The sequence below is a fragment of the Pseudomonas sp. CIP-10 genome, assembly GCF_020911845.1.
Taxonomy (GTDB): domain Bacteria; phylum Pseudomonadota; class Gammaproteobacteria; order Pseudomonadales; family Pseudomonadaceae; genus Aquipseudomonas; species Aquipseudomonas alloputida.
Map to the genome: position 1 here is coordinate 2,087,301 of NZ_CP087160.1, position 25,093 is coordinate 2,112,393.

Consider the following 25,093-nt stretch of genomic DNA (forward strand, 5'->3'; position numbering starts at 1 on the left):
CCAGAGCTCGCCATGGACCTGTTTCGAAGCGAACCTGTCGCCCAGCCCCTGGCCGCCCGTCTGCGCCCGTCCAGCCTGGATGAGTACGTCGGCCAGGAGCACCTGCTGGCGCGCGGTAAACCGCTGCGCGAAGCGCTGGAACAAGGTGCGCTGCACTCGATGATCTTCTGGGGGCCGCCCGGGGTCGGCAAGACCACGCTGGCGCGGTTGCTGGCGCAATTTTGCGATGCGCACTTCGAAACGGTGTCGGCGGTGCTGGCCGGGGTGAAAGAGATCCGCCAGGCGGTGGAGGTGGCCAAACAGCAGGCTGGCCAATATGGCCGTCGCACCATCCTGTTCGTTGACGAGGTGCACCGCTTCAACAAGTCGCAGCAGGACGCCTTTTTGCCCTATGTCGAGGACGGCACCCTGCTGTTCATCGGTGCCACCACCGAAAACCCGTCGTTCGAGCTGAACAACGCGCTGCTGTCGCGGGCGCGGGTGTATGTGCTCAAGAGCCTGGACGAAGCGGCCCTGCGCAAGCTGGTCAACCGTGCGCTGACGGAAGCGCGTGGCCTGGGCAAGCGCAACCTGCGGGTGGGCGACGACGCCTTCAAGATGCTGATGGCCGCCGCCGACGGCGATGGCCGGCGCATGCTCAACTTCCTTGAGAACGCCTCGGACCTGGCTGAAGACGGCAGCGAGATCGACGTCGAGATGCTACAGAGCCTGCTGGGTGACAGTCGCCGCCGCTTCGACAAGGGCGGCGAGGCGTTTTACGACCAGATATCCGCACTGCACAAGTCGGTGCGCGGCTCCAACCCCGATGGCGCCCTGTACTGGTTTGCACGCATGCTCGACGGCGGCTGCGATCCGTTGTACATCGCCCGTCGCGTGGTGCGCATGGCCAGCGAGGACATCGGCAACGCCGACCCGCGTGCGCTTAGCCTGTGCCTGGCAGCCTGGGATGTGCAGGAGCGCCTTGGCAGCCCCGAGGGCGAGTTGGCGGTGGCACAGGCCATCACCTACCTGGCCTGTGCACCCAAGAGCAACGCGGTGTACGTGGGGTTCAAGACCGCCCTGCGCGAAGCGGCCGAGCATGGTTCGCTGGAGGTGCCGTTGCACCTGCGCAATGCCCCGACCAAGCTGATGAAGCAGTTGGGCTATGGCGACGAGTACCGCTACGCCCACGATGAGCCTGACGCCTACGCCGCCGGTGAGGATTACTTCCCCGACGAGCTGGAACCGCGCCAGTACTATCAGCCGGTGCCCCGTGGCCTGGAACTGAAAATTGGCGAGAAGCTGCGCCATCTGGCCGACCTCGACCGCAACAGCCCCCGCCAGCGGAGAAAACCGTGATTGCACTCATCGCCGCAGTCAGCGCGGGTGGTATTGTCGGCACCTTGTTGCGCTTTGCTACCACCAACTGGGTAGCGGCCCACTGGCCACGGCACTTCTATGCCGGTACGCTGGCGGTCAACCTGGTTGGCTGTCTGCTGATCGGCTTGCTCTATGGCTTGTTCTTGCACAAGCCGCTGGCGCCGGTCGAACTGCGCGCCGGCCTGATTGTCGGCTTCCTCGGGGGCCTGACGACCTTTTCCTCCTTCTCGCTCGATACCGTGCGCCTGATGGAAAGCGGGCAAGTGCCCCTTGCCTTGGGCTATACCAGTATCAGCGTAGTGGGCGGGCTGCTCGCAACCTGGGCTGGCCTGTCCCTGACCCGATTCTGAACCAACACCTACACATAACGAGAGAACGATATGCTCGATTCCAAACTGTTACGCGGCCAACTTCAGGAAGTGGCGGATCGCCTGGCCTCCCGTGGCTTCAGCCTGGATGTCGCGCGCATCGAATCACTGGAAGAGCGCCGCAAGGCGGTGCAGACCCGCACCGAACAGCTGCAGGCTGAGCGTAACGCCCGTTCCAAGTCCATCGGCCAGGCCAAGGCCAAGGGTGAAGACATCGCCCCGCTGATGGCGGACGTCGAGCGCATGGCCAACGAACTGGCTGCCGGCAAGGCTGAGCTGGACGCCATTCAGGCCGAGCTGGATAGCATCTTGCTGACCATTCCCAACCTGCCGGACGCCAGCGTGCCGGTCGGCGCCAGTGAAGACGACAACGTCGAAGTGCGCCGTTGGGGCACGCCGAAGGCGTTCGACTTCGAAATCAAGGACCATGTGGCCCTCGGTGAAATCAGCGGTGGCCTGGACTTCGAAGCGGCTGCCAAGCTGTCCGGTGCCCGTTTTGCTGTGCTGCGTGGTCCGGTTGCCCGTCTGCACCGCGCCCTGGCGCAGTTCATGATCAACCTGCACACCGGCGAACATGGCTACGAGGAACACTACACCCCGTACATGGTGCAGGCGCCGGCGCTGCAGGGCACTGGCCAGTTGCCGAAGTTCGAGGAAGACCTGTTCAAGATCACCCGCGAAGGTGAGGCAGACTTCTACCTGATCCCGACCGCCGAAGTGTCGCTGACCAACCTGGTGGCGGGTGAAATCCTCGACGCCAAGCAGCTGCCGCTCAAACTGGTTGCCCACACCCCTTGCTTCCGCAGCGAAGCTGGCGCTTCTGGCCGTGACACCCGCGGCATGATCCGCCAGCACCAGTTCGACAAAGTCGAGATGGTGCAGGTGGTAGAGCCGTCCAAGTCGATGGAAGCCCTGGAAGGCCTGACCGCCAACGCCGAGCGCGTGCTGCAGTTGCTTGAGCTGCCATACCGCGTGCTGGCCCTGTGCACTGGCGACATGGGCTTTGGTGCGGTGAAAACCTACGACCTGGAAGTGTGGGTGCCGAGCCAGGACAAGTACCGCGAAATCAGCTCGTGCTCCAACTGTGGTGACTTCCAGGCGCGCCGCATGCAGGCTCGCTGGCGCAACCCGGAAACCGGCAAGCCAGAGCTGGTGCACACGCTCAACGGCTCCGGTCTGGCCGTAGGCCGTACCCTGGTTGCTGTGCTGGAAAACTACCAGCAGGCCGACGGTTCGATCCTGGTGCCGGAAGTGCTGAAGCCTTACATGGGCGGCGTCGAGGTAATCCGCTAAATGGATTACCTGCCGCTGTTCCACAAGCTGCAGGGCGGCCGCGTGCTGGTCGTCGGTGGCGGTGAGATCGCCTTGCGCAAGGCACGCCTGCTGGCCGATGCCGGCGGTGTGCTGCGCGTGGTGGCGCCGGACGTCGACGGCCAGTTGGCGGCGTTGGCCCGGGAAGGTGGCGGTGAGGTGCTGGTGCGTGGCTATCAGGCAGCCGACCTGGTCGGTTGCCGGTTGGTGATCGCGGCGACCGACGACCCTGGGCTGAATGCCCAGGTGTCGGCTGATGCGCAGGCGCTTAGCGTGCCGGTCAATGTGGTGGATGCGCCGGCCCTGTGCACGGTGATCTTCCCGGCGATCGTAGACCGCTCGCCGCTGGTTATTGCTGTTTCCAGCGGCGGTGACGCCCCGGTACTGGCACGCCTGATTCGCGCCAAGCTCGAGGCATGGATCCCTTCGGCCTATGGTGAACTGGCCGGGCTGGCGGCACGCTTCCGGCACAAGGTCAAATCCCTGTACCCGGACGTCAACCAGCGTCGTGGCTTCTGGGAAACCGTGTTCCAGGGGCCGATCGCCGAGCGTCAGCTGGCCGGGCAGGGCGCGGAAGCCGAACGTCTGTTGCAGGCGATGGTAGACGGCGCACCGGTGCAGCAGGGCGGTGAGGTGTACTTGGTTGGTGCCGGCCCGGGTGATCCGGACTTGCTGACCTTCCGTGCCTTGCGCCTGATGCAGCAGGCCGACGTGGTGCTGTACGACCGCCTGGTCGCACCCGCCATCATCGATATGTGTCGCCGTGATGCCGAGCGTATCTATGTAGGCAAGCGCCGCGCTGATCATTCAGTGCCGCAGGACCAGATCAACCGCCTGTTGGTCGATCTGGCTCGGCAGGGTAAGCGGGTGCTGCGCCTGAAGGGTGGCGACCCGTTCATCTTCGGCCGGGGCGGCGAAGAGATCGAAGAGCTGGCCGAGCATGGCATTCCGTTCCAGGTGGTGCCGGGCATTACCGCGGCCAGCGGCTGCTCGGCGTATGGCGGCATTCCGCTGACTCACCGCGACTATGCCCAGTCGGTGCGCTTCGTTACCGGGCACCTCAAGGACGGCACAAGCAACCTGCCGTGGACTGACCTGGTGGCGCCGGCGCAGACCTTGGTGTTCTACATGGGGTTGGTGGGCTTGCCGACCATCTGTGCCGAGCTGATTCGCCACGGGCGTGCCGCGAGTACCCCGGCGGCGTTGGTGCAGCAGGGGACCACGCGTAATCAGCGCGTGTTCACCGGCACCTTGGCGGACTTGCCGGACCTGGTGGCCCAGCACGAGGTGCATGCGCCGACCCTGGTGATTGTGGGGGAGGTGGTGCAGTTGCGTGACAAGCTGGCCTGGTTCGAAGGTTCGCAGAACAGCTGAAATCGTGGGGGCCGCTTTGTGGCCCATCGCACATGCCCCAGGCATTGCAAGGCCCTTGTGGGAGCAACTGTCTTGCTCAATTTCTAAAAGCTGGCGCGATCCGTGTGGGAGCGGCCTTGCGTCGCGAAAGGGCTGCACAGCAGCCCCGGGATTTCAGCGTCGATGCAAATAATGCCGGGGCCGCTTCGCGGCCCTTTCGCGACACAAGGCCGCTCCCACAGGCCGGTGTTCAGCCTCAGCCCAGCGCGGTATCGAGAAACATCATCACCGCAAACCCGCCCATCAACCCTGGGTAATGGAGCTGGGTGCAGCGCTGGGCATCAAGGTCTAGCCGGCGCTGGAAGCCCTGAAGGTCGCCGTACACATCTGAAGCCTGGCGCAGTCCTTGTGTGTGGCCTTGTGTCGCGATGGGCTGCAAAGCAGCCCCGGCTTTCTCAAGCCTGCCAAATCCCTTTGCCCACCAACCGCTCTCGATCATGCGGCAAGCCAAAGTCCTGCAAAGGCCCTTTAGGCACAATCCCGTTCGGGTTGATGGTCTTGTGGCTCATGTAATAGTGCTTCTGGATATGCTCCATGTTCACCGTACCCGCCACCCCAGGCCACTGGTACAGCTCACGCAGCCAGTTCGACAGGTTGTGGTAGTCGCTCAGGCGGCGCAGGTTGCACTTGAAGTGCCCGTGGTACACCGCATCGAAGCGCACCAGTGTAGTGAACAGGCGTACATCAGCCTCGGTCAGGTACTCACCCGCCAGGTAGCGATTGCGGCCTAGCAAGGCTTCCAGGTAATCCAGCTCGTTGAACACGTCGTCGAAGGCAGCCTCGTAAGCGTCTTGCGTGGTAGCAAAGCCTGCGCGGTACACGCCGTTGTTCACCGCGGGGTAGATACGCGCGTTCAGTGCTTCGATGGTCGGGCGCAGCGATGCGGGGTAAAGGTCCAGGGTATTGCCGGTCAGCTCGTTGAATGCGCTGTTGAAAATGCGGATGATTTCTGCCGACTCATTGTTGACGATGCGCTTCTCTTTCTTGTCCCACAGTACAGGCACCGTCACGCGTCCTGTGTAGTGCGGGTCATCCTGGGTGTAGCGCTGGTGCAGGTACTGCAGGGCGTCTAGGTGGTCCCCGCTGGAGCCTTGCTGCTGATCGAAGGTCCAGCCATGGTCCTGCATCAGCCAGCTGACCACCGACACGTCGATCAACGGCTCCAGGCCTTTCAGCGCGCGAAAGATCAGGGTGCGGTGGGCCCACGGGCAGGCCAGCGACACATACAGGTGGTAGCGGCCGGCCTCGGGGGCGGGCAGCTGATTGCGGCGCTGGGCATTCTCACGCTTGAACGTGCCATCCTTGCCGTTTTCATACCACTGGTCGTGCCAGCGGCCGTCGATCAATAGGCCCATTGTGAGCTCCTGAAACAAAGTTGTTTGTCGTTGGAGCCCAGTCTAGGCCAAATCGTTCGAAGAAATAGCGCAAAGATCGGGGTTCTATTATCGGCTAAATCGATCTATTTCGAGTGTCCCAGTAGCCTTGCGCTGTTACGAACGCCTGCTCGCGGTGCTGTCCCAAGCCACGCAGGGCCAGCGCCATGGTCGCAATCAGGGCCTTCTCGCCATAACTGTCTTCCACTTCGCCACGCCAGAACGCCAGCAAGTGCTCTGCCTGCAGGCTGGGCGGCTTGACATGGCGACGTTCGCTCAGCGCTGGCCACTCTTCATCCCACGCCTCACCCGCCGTGGTGCCGTAGAGATGGCTGATGACATCGGGATTGACCTCGATTTCGCCGCCATCACCCTTGATCACCACGGCATGGTCGCCCAGCAAACGGCTGGCCTCGCGGTGCACGGCCTGGTAACCGGGGTGAAAGATGCTCTGCAATCCACAGCGAGCGCCCAGCGGGTTGAGCACTCGCGCCAGCGAGTGGATGGGCGAGCGCAGGCCCAGGGTATTGCGCAGGTCGATCATGCGTTGCAGCTGCGGCGCCCAGTCGTGCAGTGGAAAGAATGCCAGTTGATGCTGGTCCAGCGCGTTGCCGACGGCGCCCCAGTCGCGGCACAGCGGAATCTGCAGCAGGTCGAGCAGTTGCTCTGTATACATACGCCCGGCAGTGTGTGCGCCGCCGCCGTGCATCAGAATGCGCACGCCATTGTTGGCCAGGCACTTGGCGGCCAGCAGGTACCAGGGCAGGTGACGCTTCTTGCCGGCGTACGTGGGCCAGTCCAGGTCAACGGCGATGCGCGGCGCCTGCAGGTGGGCGCGCAAGGCCTCGGTGAAGCCGGCCAGCTCTTCGGCGCTTTCTTCCTTGTGCCGCAGCAGCATGAGGAAGGCACCGAGCTGGGTGTCTTCAACCTTGCCTTCCAGCAGCAGGGTCATGGCTGCACGGGCCTCCTCGCGGGTCAGGCCACGCGCGCCGCGCTTGCCTTTGCCGAGAATACGCACGAATTCGGCGAACGGGTGTTCGGCGGGGGGTTCCAGGGTGAGCGGACGAGGTTCGGTCATATGCAGTTGGTCGGCTTGGGCAGGCCCGCCAGCTTGGCGGCAAGTTTGGCGGGGGTGCCGTTGAACAGGCGGTTAAGGTGCGGGCTGTTGCCCTTTTCAGGGCCCAGCTTGAGCGCTGTGTACTTGATCAGCGGGCGGGTGGCCGGAGATAGCTGGTATTCCTGGTAGAACTGACGGAGCAGTTCGAGGATTTCCCAGTGGTCCGCCGTCAACGGGATACCCTCGCGCTTGGCCAACGCCTCGGCGGCGTCGTGGGACCAGTCTTGCAGGTCGACCAGGAAGCCATCCTTGTCCAGGGCGATCGCCTGATCGCCAACGGTGAGCGTATTCATAGCCAGCTGTTGACCTTATCGTATTGCAGCGACAGTTCGACGAACCCGGCGTAGTCCACGGCCTTTGCCAGGTCGTTGCCGACCGCGCGGGCCTGTACATCTTCGTTTAGGGCGAACAGGCGTTGGGCCAGGCCGGCGGCTTGCAGATGGCCGTGCGGCTCGCTGCCGCTGCGCAGGGCATACACGGCATCGCCGCACAGCAGCAGGGCATCTTCGGCACCGAGCAGGCGCAGGCAACTGGCCAGGCGCTCGTCGCCAAACGGGGAATGGGCAATTACATGCAGGGTTTTCATCAGAGCGTTATCACCTGGTCGAAACGGGCTATCAGGGCGGTCAGCGCTGCGTCATCGAGCACTTGCACCGGCAGCGCCAGGGTCTCGGCTGCCAGGCCACGGCGGGCCAGGCTGTGGTTGCAGGCGAACAGTTCTTCGACACCGAACATCGGCAGCGCCTGCAGGTTGGCGGCCAGGTTCTTCTGTTGCACGGCGGCGGGTTGCTGGTCCGGCGCGAGCTGGAACACACCATCGTCGAGGAACAGCATGCCCAACGGCAGGTCGAACGCGCCGCCGGCAAGGGCGATGTCCAGCGCCTCGCGGGCAGAGGGGCCATTCCACGGTGCCTGACGGCTGATGATCAACAAGGACTTGGCCATATCAGTCGCCTCCGAAGCAGACAAGACGATCGGCCACTTGCGCGGCCTCGTGCAGTTGGCCCAGCCCCGACAGTTCCCAGGGCTTGGGCAGGTTCACGGCCGGGCGCTGGTAGCGGTTGGCCTCGGCTTCGTCGAGCACGCCACGGCGCAGGGCGGCGGCGATACACACCACGGCGTCCAGCTGATGGGTCTGTATGAGCGTGCGCCACTGGCCAGCCACGTCCAGTTCGTCCTGGGGGGCGACGACGTTGGCCGAGGCACTGTGCACCCCGTCCTGATAGAAGAACAGTCGGGCAATCTCATGCCCGCCGGCCAGCACCGCCTCGGCGAAGCGCAGGGCGCGTCGCGAAGAGGGCGCATGGGCCGGGGAGAACACCGCGATAGCGAATTTCATGGCTAACTCATGCAAAGGAATGGTGCCATGATAAAGCAAAAAAGCCCGCACCCGCTTGTGCAAGCGGGCGCGGGCTTATCATTCACTCTCCAGGTTCAAGCCTGCTCCTTGCCCTCCGGCAAGAACCAGTTCAGCACCAGCGCACAAATCCCCCCGGTAGCCACACCCGACTCCAGCACGTTGCGAATCGCCGCCGGCATGTGCGCCAGGAATTCCGGCACCTGCGCCACGCCCAGCCCCAGCGCCAACGACACCGCAATAATCAGCAGCGCCCGACGGTCCAGCCGGGTGCTGGCCAGAATATTGATACCCGACGCCGCAACCGCGCCAAACATGACCATCGCCGCGCCGCCCAGCACTGGCTCCGGCACGGCCTGAATCACCCCGGCAACACTCGGGAACAGACCCAGCAACACCAGCATTACGGCAATCCACATACCGATATGACGGCTGGCAATACCGGTCAGCTGAATCACCCCGTTGTTCTGGGCAAAGATCGAGCTAGGGAAGGTGTTGAACAGACCGGCCAGCAGCGAGTTGGCGCCGTTGACCAGCACGCCCCCCTTGATCCGCTGCATCCACACCGGCCCTTCGACCGGCTGGCGCGACACCTTGCTGGTGGCGGTAACGTCACCGATGGCTTCCAGCGAAGTGACCAGGTAGATCACCAGCATCGGAATGAACAGCGCCCACGAGAAGCCCAGGCCAAAGTGCAGTGGTGTCGGCACCTGGAACAGCGCGGCCTCGTGCATGCCGGTAAAGTCCAGGCGGCCCAGGAAACCGGCCAGCGCATAGCCGACCGCGAGGGCGATGACGATGGCGCAGCTGCGCATCCACACCACCGGGATACGGTTGAGAACGACGATGATCGCCAGTACCACGCCCGACATCAGCAGGTTTTCGCCATTGGCAAAGGTGCCATTGGCCATGGCACCAAAGCCGCCTCCCATGCTGATCAGGCCGACCTTGATCAGTGTCAGGCCGATCATCAACACCACGATGCCAGTCACCAGCGGGGTGATCAGGCGTTTGACGAAGGGCAGGATGCGCGACACGCCCATCTCGACGAACGAGCCTGCGATTACTACGCCAAAAATGGCTGCCATTACGCCCTCGACCGGCGTGCCTTGCTTGACCATCAGCGCACCGCCGGCAATCAGCGGGCCGACGAAGTTGAAGCTGGTGCCCTGAACGATCAGCAGCCCCGCGCCAAATGGGCCGAAGCGTTTGCACTGGACGAAGGTGGCGATACCCGAGATCACCAGCGACATCGAAACGATCAGATTGGTATCACGTGCAGATACACCCAATGCCTGGCAGATCAGCAGGCCAGGGGTGACGATAGGTACGATGATCGCCAGCAGGTGCTGCAGGGCTGCCAACAGGCCGATCAACAGCCGTGGCTTGTCCTCCAGACCAAGCACCAGTTCATTGGCAGGCGCCGCTGCGCCTGGGCTGTGTTCGTGTGAGCTCATTGCTGAAAGCCGCCCCGGAAGAAAAAAGGAGCGCATTTTACGGGGTGATGAAAGATAGCGGTAGAGAAAAGCAGGATGGCGACATGATCGGCGACCATTTGCCTGGTTATCTGACTTTTTGGTCAGTTATTGCGGTTGCCGGCATAATTGGCTCGAAACTGATGTAGGAGCGAGCTTGCTCGCGATGCGCTGCGCGGGCGCCGCTCGATCTATCAGGCGCTGAACCTCTTCCGACGAACATCCCGCAGCCCGCCCCATTTCCAGCGCCTACAAAAAAGCCCGCCTAAGCGGGCTTGTTGCGGCACAGCAATCAATCAGTCATCACGACCCATGATGCCAAACAACTGCAGCAGGCTGACAAACAGGTTGTAGATCGACACATACAGGCTGATGGTCGCCATGATGTAGTTACGCTCACCACCGTGAATGATCGCGCTGGTCTGGAACAGGATGCAGACCGACGAGAACAGCACGAAGCCAGCGCTGATTGCCAGTTGCAGGCCGCTGATCTGGAAGAAGAAGCTGGCAACGACAGCACCCAGCAGAACGAAGAAACCTGCAGTGATGAAGCCGCTGAGGAAGCTCATGTCCTTGCGGGTGATCAGCACGTAGGCCGACAGACCACCAAATACCAGCGCAGTCATGGCGAACGCGGAGCTCACTACCTCGGCGCCACCGGCCATGCCCAGGTAACGGTTGAGGATCGGGCCGAGGATGAAGCCCATGAAGCCGGTAAGCGCGAAGGTGGACACCAGGCCCCAGGCCGAATCACGCAGTTTGTTGGTAAGGAAGAACAGCCCGTAGAAGCCGATCAGCACCACGAACACGTTCGGGTAGCCGACGCGCATCTGCTGGGCAACGAAAGCCATGACACCGCTGAAGGCGAGAGTAAGCGCCAGCAGGCTGTACGTGTTGCGCAGGACCTTGCTGATCTCCTGCTGCTCGACCTGCTGGCCGTGGTGGACGGCGTAATCCTGTTCGCGCATGGCGACACTCCTTGGTAAACCTGTGGTTTCGGACGTTCAGATGCTAGGAGTCTACCATTGCTCCTGCAACCCGCGACACAGAGAGTTTGACAGCGTGTTTCATTAAGGTATTATGGCGGCCGCAAAACGAGCTGGAAGCGTGGCCGAGTGGTTTAAGGCAACGGTCTTGAAAACCGTCGATGGGCAACTATCCTAGAGTTCGAATCTCTACGCTTCCGCCATATTCAAAGCCCTGATTATTCAGGGCTTTTTGCGTTTTTGGGGCTTGGAAAACCTAGCCGTGGGAACGGCCTTGGGAAGGGTATCGGTGCAACGGTGTTAGGACGCGTCCTAAAACTTTGCTCATTTGGTCGGCTTGGCGAGCGCCCCGACGCGTCGGTAAACCCTTTCGGTAATGTCTCCTTTCGTATGGCCCAGCAGCAGGCTAGCGTGGTCGACATCGGCGATTTCCGATGCCGCCTTGGGGCGAATGTCGCGGAACTGGAACTGACTGATCCGGCTGGCCAGCACCTGGTCACCGGCAGCGGTCGCTTCCTTCACCGCTTCCTCCCGAGCATCATCCCAGCGGTGCCGCAGCATCGCCGCAGTAACCCGTTTCCCCGCATCGGTCAGTATCAAGTAAGGCGAACCGTGCGCCGCGTTGCGTTTCAAGATCGCTTCGATGAGGACGCCCAGGCCACTGGCCATCCCGTCCACCTCCAGCAGGATCCGCAGCTTCTTGTGGGTCTTCTTCTGTTTCACGCCGAGGGCCTTGTCCTCGATGTCGTCCTTCCTCATCACCAGCACGTCCGCAGGGCGCTGGCCTGTCAAGTACGCCAAGTCCATGGCGACCTTCAACTCTTCAACCGCTTTTGCGTAAACCGCCTTCCATACCGCGTCATTGGCGTAGAAGTCTCGGGGCATTTCCTTGTTCTTGCGCACGCCCTGGCAAGGGTTTTCCTTTGTCGTGAGGCCCCATTCACGGGCCAGGTTGTAGACGTGTGACAGGAGCGCGATCTCCCTGTTTGCCCGGACAGGCGCTGACCGGGCGTCCCGGTACTGAGCAACCAACGCCGGTGTAATTGCATCAATGGGGGCTTCTTCGAAGAACGGGCGCAGCTGGCGCAGTTCGGCGAGGTTGTCCTTCTGGGTGCGGGGGGCCTTCTTGGGAATGATGTCCCGCTCATATCGATCGAAGATCGCCTTCATGAGCAGCAGATCTCGCGGTTTGTCCTTTGCTTCCAGCTCGGCCCACTTCAACCTAGCCACGTTCAGGTCTGGCCCCAGTGCGATTTCTTTGCCCGATTTGTCGAGGTAGTAGTAGCTAATCCAGACCTTGCCGCTTTTGCGCTTTCGCTTGCGTTCGTAAAGCCGGGGAGGAAGGTGGCGGTTTTCAGACTTGCGTGGGCGCATATCACCTCACCTTTGAAAAATCCGGCGTCCAAGCCGGCACCGACGGTGGGGGTGGCGGCGCCAGTGGCACTACCTCAAGGGTTACGCCCAGCTTCATGCGGGCGTATTGGCGGCCAACCAAGGGCCGTCCGCCGCGGCTCTCGACGAAGTGCCAGCCGCGTTCGTTGAGCCAACGGCGCTGCCAGCCCCTTGCCTTGTAGCCGGTAAGGTCGGCCAGCTCTTCGTCTGAAAGGATCTCGTTTTCCATGGGATGGTCTCCACGCCCGTAGTGGCGGCTGGTTGGCGGTCGCTCGCTTTTGCTGCAACTTGAGCTAACGTTGGAGTTGCTGTGGTAATGGGCTTGAACATGAGGCCTGTGTGTTTTAGTGCCGGGATTGTCTAATCTGCGTACGCAGTGGCATTGATGGAATTACGACGGCAGGCTGCTAATGTGAAGGGGACAGCTCGGTTAGTTTGCAGGGCTGATAAGGAAAGCAGGAGTACTTATGAAACCAGACTTAGTAGATTCAGAGCTTCGCGCAGCAATTTTCGCTATCGATCAGGAGCAGCTTTATATCCACACGGCATGGTGTGTCTGGCATGAGGAAGTGCAGTTGTTTGATGACTCTTTTCCTGGTGGGCAAATGCCACTCAACGGAGAGAAGGGAATTAGGAGTTTATGCGTAGAAAAACAAGGGCATAATGACTATGCACGCAACTTGATCGAAAGCTCATCTAATAATGAGCTGCAGGCGGTGCTGTCTCGAATTCCGCAACGTGTTGAAAGCGAGCGTCAATTGTCAACCCATTTCCGGTGGGTTGCATATCACGAAAGTCAGCGGCGAAAAATTCTTGATTTGGCGGATCAGGGGGATTTTGTTGGGGTCAGAAATTTGTACCGTGCTTTTCAAAGCCACAATCCAAACGCCCGAGGTCTTTTGTCATGTATAAGCAACTACCAATTAAAGCTATTGATAGATGCTATATGATGATTAAGACCGCCCCTTCTAGGGCGTTCGTCTAGCGACAAAGCGTCAGCTTCACGGGACAAGTACCTTTGGCACCTGGACGGTATCGCCGAGCTTGGCTTTGACCAGGCCTCGGCAGAAGGCAATTAGCGCGGTCGGGCCGTAGCACCAAAACCCGGTCCTGCCCGGTCCAGAGCTGTAGCGAAAGTTTGCATCAACCAGATGGGCTTCGTAGTGGAGGCCGCCGTGATGCTTGTCTACCAGCGGACCGCCCTGGCTCCAGTCCGTGGATGGTCGGTAGCCGAATCCATTCTCCGCACCTCGCACGCTAACACTGGTGAACACGCCCGTCGGGCTGATGACGGTCAATCCATCGCCTTCGAGCTGCTCGCTGTCCGGCCTGTAGCCCTCGGCCATGGCCACCGCCCAGTCCAGCGCCGCGCCGACCAAGTTGGATGCCCTAACTTCGATCATGTCGGTCATCGCTGCACCGCCTGCCAGAAAGATCCCTTGTTGGTCACCAAGCCTTTCCGCTTCAGGCGCTGACATGCCTTGCTGATTTCTTCGCGGGATTCTCGGACAGCGCCGCGCATGGCATGAGCAGTCGATCCTTCGATGCCAATCAAATGCCCCAGCACGCGCTCGTCAGTCCCACCGGTGAGCATGCCCTGGCCATACTTGGCAGCTACTGTTGCAACTGCCAAGCGCAGGGCCTTCATCCGGTCGCCGGGTTCGTCTGCATGCGGCACCTCACTTTGCTTGAATCCCACGTACGGCACATGGGTTGTAGCGCGTGCCAGGTGGTGCAGGCAGCAGATATCCATCCTCAGCTTTGCGATGATGAGCATTGTCTGCCGATCATCATGCATGGGTAGCCAAACCTCACGCCCGGTTTCTTGATCGTCGTAGTAGAAGGCGTCACTGCTGCGCCGGTAATCCAGCTCAAGGCCGAGGGCCTTGGCCGAAAACTTGATGATGTCTTCTTCTGTCACAGCTGATACCTCTCATCAATCCAGCGCCCAGGCGCCAGTGCGGGTGTAGGTTCGGGTTGGGTTTCGTGCGGAGAGAGCTGGCGCTCGTTGCCGGCCTGCAGCTGGCTGTCTGGGATGCAGCTGATGCCGCCGCGCCAGTCGAAACCGAAGGTCCAGCAGGTTGCGCCGCGCTCGTCGTCGTGGAAGACGTCCACACCTTTCGGCAATTGGTCTGCGCTGGCGCCGGTGGCCAGCAGCAGGAGGCAGAGGGCGAAGCGGGTCATGACTTGGTCGCCTCCATGCCCAGGTCGATCGCGCGGTCTAGAGCGTCGTTGGCAAGAATGTCCTCATGTTCGGCGTAACCGCAGATTATGGGAGGCATGTTGTATTCGCTGCTGAGATCTTTCTGGCCGTCCGGGTCGCGCAACCAGCGGTACCGCTCCGCGTCAGCTCGAAGGGCGCGGACCTCTGCAATCAGGGCCAGCACAGTTTCAGGGTTGGCGCTCGATATGAATTCGGCGTCGGGGTTCTGTGGGATTCCGCAAAGACCCGTTCCCCACCAGCAGACCACCTGACCGTCTGCGGTGTCGATTCCGGGGTTCGTAGAGCGATCTGAGCTACCAAACTCCATGCCGTCGGCATGAACAACCCATGGACCTGGGCTGGCTGCACGGGCTTTCTGCTCAAGGCTTTCAAGATCGATACGCGTTTCTTCAGGCACGGGGATTCCTTGGCCGCCATATCGCGGCAGTGAATAGAGGGGAGAGGGGGTACGGCGGGGTGAAAACAGAATCGCTTCATGTCCCATGCGCGTCGCCTTCGGCATGGAAGCGTCACCCGTAGACATTCGTGATGTCGTTTTGATAGCGTTTACTGCTCGGATATTCACACACGGAGCGTTCGAAAATGGGTGCAGCACTTTTTGTAGATGGCGGTTACGCCATCAAAGCATGGGCTACCGTTGCTGACGGTGCCAAGATGGATTACCTCAAGTTTCGAACGTTCATCGAAGATGAAGCTGGGGTGCCCCTTGGGGATGCCTATTACTTTAACTGTGATAACGACCCGCCAAGCGCTGCACAGAATGGCTTCCACAACTTTCTGCGTTCTGCGCCGCCGCGCGGTGCTGGTATGCGGGTGAAGTTGTACTGGCTTCAGACCAAGCATCATGAATGGCCAACCCGTATGGGTGGAGGTCCTATTGTTCACCCTGACTCCGGTGAGCAATATGTGACTAAAGCTCAGAAAGCGGTTGATGTTGGTCTAGCGTTTCATTTGATGAGGTCGTTCAACAAAATGAAATGGGATCGACTCTATTTGGTAGCTGGGGACGGTGACTTCAGTGAAGTCATCCAGCATCTGGTCGAGAATGAAGGGGTGCACGTAACCCTCATTGGCAATTCCGGCTCTATCAGCAGTGAATTGGCTCCATTCGTCCAGATAATCGAATTTGAAACGATTATTGACAAGGTTGGAAGGGTCTAAGTCTTCCTGCTCACCGTCGCCGGCACTCCAGTTACCGAGGCCGGCGAACAGGTTCGCTACGATGGCGAGCTGATCTCGTGTTTGGCAATTTGGTTAACTGGGGCAAATGCTATCGCGGGCCTTTGTGGTTCCAAGGAAAAGGGGGATGTTGGAATGGGTGAGCGAAACCAGCACGGGCTTGGTCGTTACGTGCCGCAAGAGGTTCGTCGTAAGATTCGAAGTCGCTGTGGCTTTGGATGTGTAATCTGCGGGCTAGCATATTATGACTACGAACATTTTAATCCTGACTTCAAGGACGCAAAAGAACATAATCCAGTCGGAATGACGTTGTTATGTATGCAATGCAACCAGAAACGAGCTCGTGGCACACTATCCGCCGCCACTGTTGCTAGAGCGAACGATAATCCGAAGTGCAAGCAACAGGGCTTTGCTTCTGAACTTTTTGATTTTGGTCCAGGCCCTATCGAGGTTAGGTTTGCTGGCGTAAGCTTTATCGATTGCGAGACGCTTATTCAAATCCGGGGCGTGAACCTTTTGTCGTTTCGCCCTCCAGAAGAACCAGGTGCTCCACTACTCCTTTCGGGGTTTTTTCCTGACGTCACGGGCGCAACCACTTTGAAAATCGTTGATAACGAATGGTCTGCTGGCGACGACAACTGGGATGTTGAAGTGGAGGGCCCTCGTATCACTATTCGTCGCGGACTTGGTGACGTAGCGCTTCAGATTCGAGTTCACCCCCCGCATGCGTTAGCAGTTGAGAAGATTGATATGGAATTCGAAGGCTATTTCTTAAAGGGCAACGAAGAAACACTTTCCTATTCAATGGACGGAAAGTCTTGGTCAAAGCTAACTTCCGTTGGCATTCGAGGCTGTAAAGTGGGAATCATGTTCGCGTAGCGCGTTCCCTAAATTAACTACATTCTCAACGGGGAGGCGTTGTCGTTGAATAGGAGAAGGCGCCGCAGTGGCGCGCTTTGTTCTAGTGAGCTATCAATTCATGGTCGACTCGGCCTAGTGGAGGTCGCCATGACACTGAAAAGCGATACCGAGGCCCTTACCTCGATCGAGGAAGAAGCCCAGGCAATGCTGAAAAAGATCGGGTTGCCGGATGACCACCTCAAGAAGGACATGGTCATCTGCCTGCGGCAGATCATTGCGATTGCGCGCTACCGGAAAGGCCTGGGCGCCAACCCTGTCGTTGAATAGGGGAGGGCGCTGGCGGGCAGCGCAGGAGGGTCAGGCTCGATTCAGGAATTCCTGGCACCTGCAGTTGAGGTTCGAGCAGTGGCTTGGGCCAACCCAGTCAGGCATTCGGTCGCCTTTATATCGCACCTGCGTGGAGTGGATGAATCTGCTTCGATGCACATCCCTGATGAATCTCTGGCGATCAGCCTGGTTGTCCGAGCGCTCAGGCTGATCCCATCTGCTCATAACGATGCGTCCGCACCCTGTCTTTCCGTGGTCCATGCAGCCCATTGGGGTCTGGTTATCGTTCATGGTTTTCTCCATGCATGCACCGGCTTGGCCGGTGTTGTGCCTGATAGTGGCAATTTAATGGCATTTGGGTTATTGATTGTAATACCAGTCAACGAGATGAATACCCGATGGACCGCGAGCCAACAAACCAGGAAATCGCAGCAGCTCTCGGCATTGATGAGGATCAGGTTGATAAGTACCGTCAGGAGGCTGTGCTGCTGGGCGACGGATCTTGGCTTGTCCACTTTTCCTACGACATGCCGAGAGAGCTTCGGCACAGCTTCACCGGTAGCTTTACGGCGATTGTTGCGTGTGTTGAATCTTGTGTTGACGGGCGCTCAGTCGACTGAGGCTGTCAGCCAGCACCGTAAGTTCAGGCAGCTTTCCGTGCGTTGAGAACGCGCTGGCGGGCTGTTTCGTACTCGCTGCTGAGGATCTCAACCAGGCCGTCTACATCGCCATGAGCAGCCTTGCTGCCCAGGTTCAGGTACACGGTGTCGCCGTAGGTGAAGCACACCCCGCCACTGAGCCAGATGCCGCCACGCTCGACGCCAATGGCCTCCCACATTTCGTCCCGGTCGATATCGTCCGGGCAATGTGCTTTCCAGAGTTCTTCCAGGCGCTGGTGCTCAGCTTTCTCGGCAGCGCGCGCCTCTTTGTCTATGCCCTTGGCATGCTTGGGCGCTCGGCGCAGCGAACGGTAGCCGTATTCGTCAGGCCGGCACCAGTGCACATCTAGGTCGCGGCTGGCGCTGAGCTTGATGCCACCGACGTAGTTCCGGGAGCCGCTGTACATCGGCGAGGCATCGGCGCCGAAGGCCTCACCTAGCTTCTTGCGCTGAGCGTCCCAGGCCGTTTTCTTTTCGTCCCAAGCGCGCACGGCGGCCAGGACCTTTGTCGATTCGGTCTTGTAGAAGTAGCTCATGGCTTTCTCCATGCATGCGCCTCTCTCCGTGGCCGGAGTCGGCGGTCTATTTTAAGAGGAACGCGTCAGCTAATGGCGCTTGGAGAGGAGGCAAGATTTCGATAGCCTACTGCCAGCATTGGCCGATGTTGGTTGGTGCCTCTATCAAGGATGTTCGGTGATGAGTAAGACCCAAAGTAAAGGCACCCTTATTGCAGTGCTAGGAACGGCAGTTTTAGCCTTGGGTGGTGTAGGATTTGCCAGCTGGTTCCAGTCGAAACAGAAGTCTGAGGCGCTTGCCGAGTCTCGAAACAACTCCTGTTTCAACGAAGTAAAGAGGAATTTTCGTTATCCATCTAAAGCGGTATTGCTTGGCATGGTCGAAATATCACCTACCACATTGAGTGGAAGGGGAGAGTTTATGAATGGCTTCGGTGCCATGATTCCTTACAGATTCGAGTGCGAGTTTTACTCCGCCACATCGGACGCAGTGAAGGGCAAACCAAGGATCACCGAAGGCGGTTGAAGCCCCCTTGCTATGGCACGTTTCCATGCATATGCCGCCCTCTGTGACCGGATGCGGCATGGTGTTGGTATGAGAGTTGCTCTACCCCTCAAACACTAAGAATTTGGGGGAATGCCGTAATGACCCAGGGCGATTTTCGCTACATAGTCTTCGTGGTAGTAGCTGTGGTGGTGCTTACGATTGTGGGGGCATGGGTGTTTCTTGAATCCATTAGCTGAGCCCACTGTCGGGTCATGCCAACCCCTGAGTTGGGCCTGCTCGCATGGTAGCAATTTGGTTTTGGATGGGGTATTACGGGTGACCGGCATTGGGCCGGCCAATGGGAGGCCAGCGTGGCTATCGACTTCAGCAAAGGGCGTTACGAAGTTTTCAAGGGGCGGGTGCCTGGTCAGCTGCCGATTGGTCGAATTGATGACGATGAGTATGTCCGCTCGCCATCTAACGAGCTTCTGTATCGCGTGGAAGGGGATCAGTTCTACGACCTCAAAGGGAATTATCTGGGGGAGATTGTCGAATCTGGCCCCGGGCGCGCGATGGTTGTGGACAGCAATCACTACTGCCTATTCGTGATCGCACCCGAGTAGGATCTGGTCGCGATCCAAGCGAAGCGCTTGTGCAGCACTGAACTGCTGAAGCTTCCGCGCCACAGCTGGCGAAACCGTGATTTCGTGGCGCGGAGGTTCAAGCAGTGGCAGCGCACCACCCGGGCCCAGCCCATGCAGGTGATGAATCATCAGCGTCATCGCCTCGCCCTGCTCCTCGATCCCGGCCCACTCCATCAGCTCCAGCAGGGCCTGTTTAGTCCCTGGTCGAACCTTCAAGCGCAGGTCTTCTTCCTGTAACCGTGCGGCTTTGGCGCGGCGCTTCTCGTCGCGCTCCTTGGGTGACATCGCCATACGGTACCTCCTTGATTCCGCTGGGCGGGATGTGTACATGCAGCTGGCGGCGACGCTGCTGCGTGAGCTTCTGGATGCGTCTCATGGTTGGCACACCTCAATGGGCGTTTTCTTCGTCGAGCCAGACGGCATAACCACCAGTAGACGCTTGTTTCCTCGGTATACGCCCCAAGGCTGACCAGTGGATCTGGCCATGGCCGCCGCGTACTTCACGGCTGGCACAGGCTGAGACATGGTGGCGATCATGCGCCCGCCAGGTGGTGGAGCGGGGCGAAAGGTATGTCGTCGTCGAAGCTGTCGTGATCAGGCGGCGCGGCCTGCTGGATCTGCTGCTGGGGCGCGGCCGGCGTTGTCGAGGTTGACGATCCGGCACTTGACCCGGCTGTTGACCCTGCGGCCGGCTGCCGAGCAGCTGCATCGTGCCGTTGATGTCCACGATGATTTCCGTGGTGTAGCGCTTGATGCCGTCCTTCTCCCACTCGCGGGTCTGCAGCTTGCCCTCGATGTAGCATTGGGACCCCTTGCGTAGGTACTCGCCGGCAATCTCCGCGACCTTGCCGAACAGCGACACGCGGTGCCATTCGGTGCGTTCGACCTTCTGGCCTAACTGCTTGTCCGTCCACTGCTCGCTGGTGGCCAGGCTAAGGTTTGTGACTGCATTGCCGTTGGGCAGGTAGCGCACTTCCGGGTCCTGGCCGCAGGTGCCGACCAGGATGACCTTGTTTACCCCGCGGCTCATGAAGACGCCGCCCCGGCCAACAAGACCAGTGCCAGAGCAAACAGAGAAACCCAGCGCGTGGCGCTTTCACCGACCTGGCGGACCTTCACGGCAGCCACCACCGGGAGGGTTTTTGCGTCGATTGCGCGCTCTAGGCTCTCCGCATAGCGTACGGCCTGCGGGTAGCTGGTGTTGCGGCCGTACACGCGGTTGTTGCTGGCCGATACGACAGCCCAGCCGTTGCCGCTTGGGGTGACAAAGAAGCGCGATTTGGCGCGGAAGGCCTCGGTGGCCGTGATCACTTCCTGGCGCAGGGCTTCGAGCTTGTCCTGGCTGTGTTGGATGGCTGCTTGCATGGGTTGGTCCTCAGTGGGTCAGGCGTGGAGCTCGAAGGCCTCGGCCTTGCGAACGATTCGAACTTGGGCGGTGCGGCGCTCCGGGGCGCGGCGATCGCGGCGCATTGGGTCGCTGTCGTCGATCACCGCATGCATGGCGATGAGGCCGGCGAGGGCGATGCAGAGCGGGCTGATGATCTGTTGGCGCATGGCCTTGGTGACCGCTTCGATGCGTCGGCCGGCTTCCAGCTTGAACAGCGCGGCCTCAATGCGGTTGGCCACGGTGCCAGGGGTGACCGCCATCTCGCGGGCGATTTCTTTGGTGGTGAGGCCTTGGGCCACCCACAGCAATGCTTCGAGCTCGCGGGGAGCCAGCGCCTTACCGAGCTGGCCAATCCATGAGCCGCAAGTGATCGTTTCCATGAAGTGTCCTCGGTGGGCTGCATTGGTCGTGACGCTCGCTGCCGTGTACCTCCCGGACCAGGGGAGGGCGAACGTCACGACCAATTCAGACGACTTAATGTTTATGTACCTGAGCTTTACGGGAGATAAAACGCACGGGTGTGCGCCTTAACTACTGCATTGGGGTGTGATCTGCATGACGTTTGCCGCCCATTGCTCTCGCGCTGGAAGACGGTACTCAGATCACACTCCGATGCAGCCTGCGATGGGGAGCAGGGCATCGGGCAGTTAACGACATGCTGTCGTGGCGCTGGCTGTTCAGTCTTCGTCACCGTCAGCCAACATCCTTTCGATATCGACGGAGCCGGGTGCGATCCAGTTTTTGATCTGGCCTGTCTCAAGGTCGATGTTCAGGATCAGGTAATCACCGTAGTGGTTGCCTGGGAAGAAGCTCGGCACATAGCCTTCGTAGCTGGCGACTTCTTCACCTTGAGCGTTTTTCAGGCCTGCGGCAAAACGGTCGCACACCTTGATGTGCAAGTGGATTTCGCTCGCATCGACTTGCACTGTCTTCTTCTGGTTGATCTGCATGTTGAAACTCCTCGGTTAGCAGGGAATGCCGTGCTCGGTCATGAACTCGGCGCCTTTCGATTTGATGAAGTCCAGACACTGCTGATACGTGCCTGTCGTTTGCGGCTTTGCGATCGCAGAAACGGTCCAGGTGAAGCGCGCGGCAGCCATGTCGGTGGCATATCCGCCGAATTGCTGACGCTTCAGTTTGAAGACTTGGCAAACCTGGCCGGCGGTGCGAATCGTCATGCGGTTGCAGTTCATCGTCTTGCCCTCCAGGGCGGTATGATTTCCCGTCTGGCCCTGTCGCCAAGGCCAGCCAGTGAAATCTGTTGTCCGCCCCATGCTTACTGCCGCGGCTATCCCCACCTGGCCGGGTCACACATTTCGTGTTCGGTGTTCTTCCCGGCTGGCTGCATGGTTTGGCGTCCTCCCATGGGGGAGTCCGGCAGCTGTCCAGAGGCTGCGTGGTCGACGACTTAGCTTGTCCCGACCCAGGTGATGGCCTGGGTGCGTCGAGGTGGTCACGTCTGGTTGTGTAAAGAGCGTTGGCTGCCGTAGCTGCCTATAACCTGTGTTATGGATCGAATAATAACTCAGGTTTTCTCGGTGTCAATAACTCAAGTTATAAATCCGATCAAAAGAAAGCCCGCGATCAGCGGGCAGGTTGTTCATGCTTCGGAGAATTCTCGCCATCCGATCCTGATCAGGCCAGATTCCAGGGCCTCCACTTTGATGCCTGAAGTCTCCTCCAGGTCGGCGATCAGCCGGCGCCAGTCGGCCGGAGATTCGTCTTGGTTGGGCCGAACCTCTACGCACTGCCTTTTCTGTACGTGTGGAGATGAGATCGCTTGTTGGATGCGGTAGCCAAGCCGCTCATAGGACAGGGAAGGGGAGTGCGAGAAGGCGAGCTGAAGCATGGTATGAAACTCCTTGTACTGTATATGTATACAGTTATCGTGAGCGGTAGGATTTTTCAATACTCTGCAGAAGATTCTTTACCTCGGGCTCTTTTCAGCAGGCGAAAAAAAACCCGGCATGCACCGGGCTTTAGGGGCTGAGTTGTTAGAGCTTGATCGTGGCTCTGACCACTACGCCCACAATTCGGCAGCCTTCTAGGCACATCTCCGTGGGGTAGGCTGGGTTGAGTGGCTTGAGGAAGCGTCGGCCTCCATCCTCAACCAATTTCTTGAAGGTCGCCTCATTGCTGTCGGCTAGCTTGGCCACCACCAGTTTGCCTGGGATCGCTTCGGCTTCTGTATCAACCAGGATAAGCATACCCTCGGGAATGCTCGTGCCCACCGGAGAGGTCATCGAGTCTCCCTTCACCTCCAGCCAGAATGCGACCCCCTTGGAGTCGTAATCTGACATCTCATATCGATCGGAGTATCCAGGCGGGAACGGCTCAACTGCCTCTGCCCAAGCCCCGGCAGCCACCCAGCTGATCACTGGATAGCGAAACGACTCGGGCTGCTGGTTCACCGGCTGAACATTACTGGACTCGCGGCGAGGTCCTTCCCCGGACGCCAGCCATTCAGCTGTAACCCCAAGCGCCCGCGCAATGTCGAGCAGCTTCTTGGAAGTCGAGTTTCGACCACTCTCGAGGTGCTGAATCGTGACTTGGCTCACCCCCGATTTCTCGGCCAACTGAGCCTGACTGAGGCCTAACGCCGTGCGGCGTTCCAGGATGCGGTCTTTGAGCATTTCGGAAGGTTTGTTCATGCCTGCAAGGGTAAAACACACGTTATTAGCCATCAAATAACATGTGTTTGCCTTATCTATAACTTGAGTTATCATCGAATGCACGATCCATTGAGGCACGCAGACATGCCGAACACAGAAAGACCAATTGACGAGGTCGTGCGCTTGGCCGGAGGCCAAGCAGAGCTCGCCCGGAGATGCAACACCAGCCAGCCCCGTATTTGGCAGTGCGTGCACCGGAACCAGAAGGTGCCGGCAGATCTGGTGATCCCCTTCGAAAAGGCAGTTGGTGGTCAGGTTACCCGCCATCAGCTGAGGCCCGATCTCTATCCGCCAGAGGATAAGGCCGCTTCGTGATGAGCATTGTGCGCCTGAAGGCTTTTCGCCAGTAGATGACCGAAACACCTGCGAATCCATCCAGTACCGGAATCGCAGACGAAAAAAAACCGCCTGGCAGGGCGGTCTTCTTGAAACAACATCGAGGTGAATTATGCACCGCACAGACGATGCAGGCAATCCCGCGCAGTCCACGTCAGGTTTCGGCATCTCGCCAAATCTGACGCGTCAGGCAGTTAGTCATGGAGTGCGTTCGTAATGGCTCGTATCCGCACTATCAAGCCTGAGTTCTGGACCAGTGAGCAGGTCATGGAGTGCTCGGCGATGGCTCGACTCCTGTTCATCGGGATCTGGAACTTCTGCGACGACGCAGGCAACCATCCGATGTCCCCCAAGACCATCAAAGCTCTCGTTTTCCCTGGCGACGACATCACTGCGTTAGCGGTGGAGGGGCTGCTCGCTGAGCTGGTATCGAACCGACTGATCACCATCTACGAGGCGGCATCGAAGCAGTACCTTCACGTCAACGGATGGCACCACCAGAAGATCGATAGGCCTACTGTAAAGCACCCTGAATTCGTTGAGCCTTCGCCGAGCGCTCGCCGAGAGGTCGGCGAAGGCTCGTCTAGCGGTGATCGAGGCCTCACCCCCGGAAGGGAAGGGAAGGGAAGTAATACACACTCTCCGCGTGAGCCGTTCGCGATGTTCCTCGACTGGATCCCCGACCAGGTTCAGCTTGAGGCTTACGCCAAGCGTTCCGGGGTAGCTATCGAGGAGTTCTCGGAAAAGGCCATTTCGGGCTTTGTCGTCCATCACGACGCGAAGGGGCTGGCCAAAACCGAGAGCCAGTGGATCGCCGACCTGGTCGGCTGGAGAAAGCGTGACCTTGCGAATGCAGCGAAGGTCGTTCCTCTGCGGTCGGGATCTGGTGGCCAGCAGCTCGACGACAGTGATACGTCGTGGATCGAGCAAGGAAGCGCCCAATGAACCCAGTTGCGGTTGTAACTCATGGCCTGTGGGCCAAGGTTCAGTCCGGCCAGCACGTCTCCGCTGGATACGAACTGCCCGATAACGTGAAGGCAGAACTCAACCGGAAGACAGCGAAGGTGATCAACGACCTGTTCCGTGATCTGCGATCGATCTGCACCGCCTGGAAGCAGGCTTGGCCAGACCAGGCCACATACGACGCGTCCAAGCAGCAATGGCTGACCGCTTTTCTTGAGGCCGGCATCTGCAATCCCGAGCAGTTGCAGTTTGGGCTGATGCGCTGCCGCCAGTCGGGTGCAGCGTTCATTCCGCCACCCGGGGAGTTCATCCAGTGGTGCCAGCCGTCGCCCGAAATGCTCGGCCTCCCAGCATTGGCGGCCGCTTTCCGCGAAGCGACTCGCAATGCCCATCCTGCGATGGCTGGCAGGGGCAAGTGGAGTCACGACGCGGTATGGCACGCGGCCAAAGAGTGCGGTTTCGAGAATCTCAACAAACTGCCGTCCGATGCTAGTTCGAAGCTGTTCGAGCGCAACTACAGCATTGCGGTTCGTCGGCTGATGTCTGGGGAGCCGCTGCAGAAAATGCCACTGGCACTTCCCGCTGAAGTTGCCGCACGCAGTACCCCACAAGTTGGAAATTCTGCCTTGGCAGCCATGCGTGCTCGCTTGGCAGGGCGCTGATCAATCAACCTGCAAGGAGGCGACCC

General features: G+C 59.7%; 38 protein-coding genes, 1 tRNA gene and 1 pseudogene. 16 read left to right on the forward strand and 24 right to left on the reverse strand.

The window, feature by feature from the left end; translation table 11 throughout:
* Positions 1-12 precede the first annotated feature (12 nt).
* Genes LMH93_RS09260 through cysG form a run of 4 tightly spaced genes read left to right on the forward strand, consistent with a single transcriptional unit; the run spans position 13 to position 4,412 of the window.
* The gene (locus LMH93_RS09260) at positions 13-1,338 is read left to right on the forward strand and encodes a replication-associated recombination protein A (RefSeq protein WP_003251207.1); all 1,326 of its coding nucleotides are present in this window, start codon (positions 13-15) and stop codon (positions 1,336-1,338) included.
* Positions 1,335-1,709, forward strand: coding sequence for a fluoride efflux transporter CrcB (gene crcB / locus LMH93_RS09265; RefSeq protein WP_230065030.1), 375 nt, complete (start codon positions 1,335-1,337; stop codon positions 1,707-1,709). The genes LMH93_RS09260 and crcB overlap by 4 nt, the downstream gene beginning before the upstream one ends.
* Positions 1,710-1,739: 30 nt before the next feature.
* Positions 1,740-3,020: a serine--tRNA ligase gene (gene serS, locus LMH93_RS09270; protein ID WP_003251204.1), complete on the forward strand. Its 1,281-nt coding sequence runs from the start codon at positions 1,740-1,742 to the stop codon at positions 3,018-3,020.
* On the forward strand, positions 3,021-4,412 hold the full coding sequence (gene cysG / locus LMH93_RS09275; RefSeq protein ID WP_012051830.1) for a siroheme synthase CysG: 1,392 nt from the start codon (positions 3,021-3,023) through the stop codon (positions 4,410-4,412).
* Positions 4,413-4,647: 235 nt separating this feature from the next.
* Here the strand turns inward: cysG and LMH93_RS29650 are convergent, their stop codons facing one another.
* From LMH93_RS29650 to LMH93_RS09310, 8 genes are all read right to left on the reverse strand, one after another.
* Positions 4,648-4,776 (reverse strand): hypothetical protein, encoded by a 129-nt coding sequence (locus LMH93_RS29650; RefSeq protein WP_019750923.1) that lies wholly within the window; start codon positions 4,774-4,776, stop codon positions 4,648-4,650.
* Positions 4,777-4,846: 70 nt separating this feature from the next.
* Positions 4,847-5,806 carry a glutathione S-transferase family protein gene (locus LMH93_RS09280; protein WP_004576098.1) on the reverse strand — a complete coding sequence of 320 codons (960 nt, stop codon included), beginning with the start codon at positions 5,804-5,806 and terminating at the stop codon, positions 4,847-4,849.
* Between the two features lie 94 nt (positions 5,807-5,900).
* The gene (locus LMH93_RS09285; protein ID WP_230065031.1) at positions 5,901-6,902 is read right to left on the reverse strand and encodes a glycosyl transferase family protein; all 1,002 of its coding nucleotides are present in this window, start codon (positions 6,900-6,902) and stop codon (positions 5,901-5,903) included.
* Positions 6,899-7,234, reverse strand: a complete 336-nt coding sequence (locus LMH93_RS09290) for a TusE/DsrC/DsvC family sulfur relay protein (RefSeq protein ID WP_003251195.1) — start codon at positions 7,232-7,234, stop codon at positions 6,899-6,901. The genes LMH93_RS09285 and LMH93_RS09290 overlap by 4 nt, the downstream gene beginning before the upstream one ends.
* Complete coding sequence (gene tusB, locus LMH93_RS09295; RefSeq protein WP_176682286.1) at positions 7,231-7,527, reverse strand: sulfurtransferase complex subunit TusB; 297 nt, start codon at positions 7,525-7,527, stop codon at positions 7,231-7,233. The genes LMH93_RS09290 and tusB overlap by 4 nt, the downstream gene beginning before the upstream one ends.
* Positions 7,527-7,886, reverse strand: a complete 360-nt coding sequence (gene tusC, locus LMH93_RS09300) for a sulfurtransferase complex subunit TusC (protein WP_010954803.1) — start codon at positions 7,884-7,886, stop codon at positions 7,527-7,529. Before tusC ends, tusB begins: the two co-directional genes overlap by 1 nt.
* A 1-nt stretch (position 7,887) precedes the next feature.
* Positions 7,888-8,280, reverse strand: a complete 393-nt coding sequence (gene tusD, locus LMH93_RS09305; protein ID WP_185279565.1) for a sulfurtransferase complex subunit TusD — start codon at positions 8,278-8,280, stop codon at positions 7,888-7,890.
* A 95-nt stretch (positions 8,281-8,375) separates the two neighbouring features.
* Positions 8,376-9,755: a nucleobase:cation symporter-2 family protein gene (locus tag LMH93_RS09310; RefSeq protein WP_003251186.1), complete on the reverse strand. Its 1,380-nt coding sequence runs from the start codon at positions 9,753-9,755 to the stop codon at positions 8,376-8,378.
* Here LMH93_RS09310 and LMH93_RS09315 point away from each other — a divergent pair.
* Positions 9,755-9,922 (forward strand): hypothetical protein, encoded by a 168-nt coding sequence (locus tag LMH93_RS09315; RefSeq protein WP_185968715.1) that lies wholly within the window; start codon positions 9,755-9,757, stop codon positions 9,920-9,922. The two genes, LMH93_RS09310 and LMH93_RS09315, sit on opposite strands and share 1 nt — an antisense overlap.
* 147 nt (positions 9,923-10,069) lie before the next feature.
* Here LMH93_RS09315 and LMH93_RS09320 read toward each other — a convergent pair whose 3' ends face one another.
* Complete coding sequence (locus LMH93_RS09320) at positions 10,070-10,741, reverse strand: Bax inhibitor-1/YccA family protein (RefSeq protein ID WP_003251184.1); 672 nt, start codon at positions 10,739-10,741, stop codon at positions 10,070-10,072.
* Between the two features lie 133 nt (positions 10,742-10,874).
* Between LMH93_RS09320 and LMH93_RS09325 the strand changes: the two genes are divergently transcribed.
* Positions 10,875-10,962, forward strand: a tRNA-Ser gene (locus LMH93_RS09325).
* Positions 10,963-11,083: 121 nt separating this feature from the next.
* Here the strand turns inward: LMH93_RS09325 and LMH93_RS09330 are convergent.
* A complete protein-coding gene (locus tag LMH93_RS09330; RefSeq protein WP_230065032.1) occupies positions 11,084-12,133 on the reverse strand; it encodes a tyrosine-type recombinase/integrase in 1,050 nt (349 codons plus the stop codon).
* A gap of 1 nt (position 12,134) precedes the next feature.
* The gene (locus LMH93_RS09335) at positions 12,135-12,380 is read right to left on the reverse strand and encodes a DUF4224 domain-containing protein (RefSeq protein WP_230065033.1); all 246 of its coding nucleotides are present in this window, start codon (positions 12,378-12,380) and stop codon (positions 12,135-12,137) included.
* A gap of 238 nt (positions 12,381-12,618) precedes the next feature.
* Here LMH93_RS09335 and LMH93_RS09340 point away from each other — a divergent pair, with 238 nt between their 5' ends.
* Positions 12,619-13,101: a hypothetical protein gene (locus tag LMH93_RS09340; RefSeq protein WP_230065034.1), complete on the forward strand. Its 483-nt coding sequence runs from the start codon at positions 12,619-12,621 to the stop codon at positions 13,099-13,101.
* Between the two features lie 51 nt (positions 13,102-13,152).
* Here the strand turns inward: LMH93_RS09340 and LMH93_RS09345 are convergent, their stop codons facing one another.
* From LMH93_RS09345 to LMH93_RS09360, 4 genes are read right to left on the reverse strand one after another with little or no spacing between them, the layout of a single operon-like run.
* Entirely contained in the window at positions 13,153-13,563 is a 411-nt protein-coding gene (locus tag LMH93_RS09345) for a phage protein NinX family protein (protein ID WP_230065035.1), read from the reverse strand.
* Positions 13,560-14,072, reverse strand: a complete 513-nt coding sequence (locus tag LMH93_RS09350) for a hypothetical protein (RefSeq protein WP_230065036.1) — start codon at positions 14,070-14,072, stop codon at positions 13,560-13,562. The genes LMH93_RS09345 and LMH93_RS09350 overlap by 4 nt, the downstream gene beginning before the upstream one ends.
* Entirely contained in the window at positions 14,069-14,335 is a 267-nt protein-coding gene (locus tag LMH93_RS09355) for a hypothetical protein (protein ID WP_230065037.1), read from the reverse strand. The genes LMH93_RS09350 and LMH93_RS09355 overlap by 4 nt, the downstream gene beginning before the upstream one ends.
* Positions 14,332-14,772 (reverse strand): hypothetical protein, encoded by a 441-nt coding sequence (locus LMH93_RS09360; protein ID WP_230065038.1) that lies wholly within the window; start codon positions 14,770-14,772, stop codon positions 14,332-14,334. Before LMH93_RS09360 ends, LMH93_RS09355 begins: the two co-directional genes overlap by 4 nt.
* A gap of 185 nt (positions 14,773-14,957) precedes the next feature.
* Here LMH93_RS09360 and LMH93_RS09365 point away from each other — a divergent pair, with 185 nt between their 5' ends.
* The 4 genes from LMH93_RS09365 (at position 14,958) to LMH93_RS09380 (ending at position 17,362) form a co-directional block, all read left to right on the forward strand.
* Positions 14,958-15,536 (forward strand): NYN domain-containing protein, encoded by a 579-nt coding sequence (locus tag LMH93_RS09365; protein ID WP_014756066.1) that lies wholly within the window; start codon positions 14,958-14,960, stop codon positions 15,534-15,536.
* A gap of 153 nt (positions 15,537-15,689) precedes the next feature.
* Positions 15,690-16,433 (forward strand): hypothetical protein, encoded by a 744-nt coding sequence (locus LMH93_RS09370; RefSeq protein ID WP_230065039.1) that lies wholly within the window; start codon positions 15,690-15,692, stop codon positions 16,431-16,433.
* Positions 16,434-16,562: 129 nt separating this feature from the next.
* The gene (locus LMH93_RS09375) at positions 16,563-16,742 is read left to right on the forward strand and encodes a hypothetical protein (protein ID WP_230065040.1); all 180 of its coding nucleotides are present in this window, start codon (positions 16,563-16,565) and stop codon (positions 16,740-16,742) included.
* 398 nt (positions 16,743-17,140) lie between these two features.
* Positions 17,141-17,362 carry a sigma-70 domain-containing protein gene (locus tag LMH93_RS09380; protein WP_230065041.1) on the forward strand — a complete coding sequence of 74 codons (222 nt, stop codon included), beginning with the start codon at positions 17,141-17,143 and terminating at the stop codon, positions 17,360-17,362.
* Positions 17,363-17,385: 23 nt separating this feature from the next.
* Here LMH93_RS09380 and LMH93_RS09385 read toward each other — a convergent pair whose 3' ends face one another.
* A complete protein-coding gene (locus LMH93_RS09385; protein ID WP_230065042.1) occupies positions 17,386-17,937 on the reverse strand; it encodes a hypothetical protein in 552 nt (183 codons plus the stop codon).
* A 160-nt stretch (positions 17,938-18,097) separates the two neighbouring features.
* Here LMH93_RS09385 and LMH93_RS09390 point away from each other — a divergent pair, with 160 nt between their 5' ends.
* Both LMH93_RS09390 and LMH93_RS09395 read left to right on the forward strand, forming a co-directional pair.
* Complete coding sequence (locus tag LMH93_RS09390) at positions 18,098-18,442, forward strand: hypothetical protein (RefSeq protein WP_230065043.1); 345 nt, start codon at positions 18,098-18,100, stop codon at positions 18,440-18,442.
* Between the two features lie 332 nt (positions 18,443-18,774).
* Positions 18,775-19,026 carry a hypothetical protein gene (locus LMH93_RS09395; protein ID WP_230065044.1) on the forward strand — a complete coding sequence of 84 codons (252 nt, stop codon included), beginning with the start codon at positions 18,775-18,777 and terminating at the stop codon, positions 19,024-19,026.
* On the opposite strand, the gene LMH93_RS09400 is transcribed toward LMH93_RS09395, so the two are convergent.
* The 8 genes and pseudogenes from LMH93_RS09400 to LMH93_RS09435 all read right to left on the reverse strand — a co-directional run bounded on the left by LMH93_RS09400 (position 19,003) and on the right by LMH93_RS09435 (position 23,118).
* Positions 19,003-19,338 carry a hypothetical protein gene (locus LMH93_RS09400; protein WP_230065045.1) on the reverse strand — a complete coding sequence of 112 codons (336 nt, stop codon included), beginning with the start codon at positions 19,336-19,338 and terminating at the stop codon, positions 19,003-19,005. The two genes, LMH93_RS09395 and LMH93_RS09400, sit on opposite strands and share 24 nt — an antisense overlap.
* Positions 19,339-19,580: 242 nt before the next feature.
* A pseudogene (locus LMH93_RS09405) lies at positions 19,581-20,077 on the reverse strand (single-stranded DNA-binding protein).
* Positions 20,074-20,412 carry a hypothetical protein gene (locus LMH93_RS09410; RefSeq protein WP_230065047.1) on the reverse strand — a complete coding sequence of 113 codons (339 nt, stop codon included), beginning with the start codon at positions 20,410-20,412 and terminating at the stop codon, positions 20,074-20,076. The pseudogene LMH93_RS09405 and the gene LMH93_RS09410 overlap by 4 nt, the downstream one beginning before the upstream one ends.
* Positions 20,413-20,430: 18 nt before the next feature.
* Positions 20,431-20,814, reverse strand: coding sequence for a response regulator transcription factor (locus tag LMH93_RS09415; RefSeq protein WP_230065048.1), 384 nt, complete (start codon positions 20,812-20,814; stop codon positions 20,431-20,433).
* A 297-nt stretch (positions 20,815-21,111) separates the two neighbouring features.
* Positions 21,112-21,384 carry a hypothetical protein gene (locus LMH93_RS09420; RefSeq protein ID WP_230065049.1) on the reverse strand — a complete coding sequence of 91 codons (273 nt, stop codon included), beginning with the start codon at positions 21,382-21,384 and terminating at the stop codon, positions 21,112-21,114.
* A gap of 15 nt (positions 21,385-21,399) precedes the next feature.
* Positions 21,400-21,627, reverse strand: coding sequence for a hypothetical protein (locus LMH93_RS09425; protein WP_230065050.1), 228 nt, complete (start codon positions 21,625-21,627; stop codon positions 21,400-21,402).
* Positions 21,628-22,034: 407 nt separating this feature from the next.
* Positions 22,035-22,283: a DUF1654 domain-containing protein gene (locus LMH93_RS09430; protein ID WP_230065051.1), complete on the reverse strand. Its 249-nt coding sequence runs from the start codon at positions 22,281-22,283 to the stop codon at positions 22,035-22,037.
* Positions 22,284-22,428: 145 nt separating this feature from the next.
* Positions 22,429-23,118, reverse strand: coding sequence for a LexA family protein (locus LMH93_RS09435; RefSeq protein ID WP_442800202.1), 690 nt, complete (start codon positions 23,116-23,118; stop codon positions 22,429-22,431).
* A gap of 72 nt (positions 23,119-23,190) precedes the next feature.
* Between LMH93_RS09435 and LMH93_RS09440 the strand changes: the two genes are divergently transcribed.
* The 3 genes from LMH93_RS09440 to LMH93_RS09450 all read left to right on the forward strand — a co-directional run bounded on the left by LMH93_RS09440 (position 23,191) and on the right by LMH93_RS09450 (position 25,067).
* Positions 23,191-23,421, forward strand: a complete 231-nt coding sequence (locus LMH93_RS09440) for a transcriptional regulator (protein WP_230065052.1) — start codon at positions 23,191-23,193, stop codon at positions 23,419-23,421.
* A gap of 237 nt (positions 23,422-23,658) precedes the next feature.
* The gene (locus LMH93_RS09445) at positions 23,659-24,387 is read left to right on the forward strand and encodes a DnaT-like ssDNA-binding domain-containing protein (RefSeq protein WP_230065053.1); all 729 of its coding nucleotides are present in this window, start codon (positions 23,659-23,661) and stop codon (positions 24,385-24,387) included.
* A complete protein-coding gene (locus LMH93_RS09450; RefSeq protein WP_230065054.1) occupies positions 24,384-25,067 on the forward strand; it encodes a replication protein P in 684 nt (227 codons plus the stop codon). Before LMH93_RS09445 ends, LMH93_RS09450 begins: the two co-directional genes overlap by 4 nt.
* The last annotated feature ends 26 nt before the right edge of the window (positions 25,068-25,093 follow it).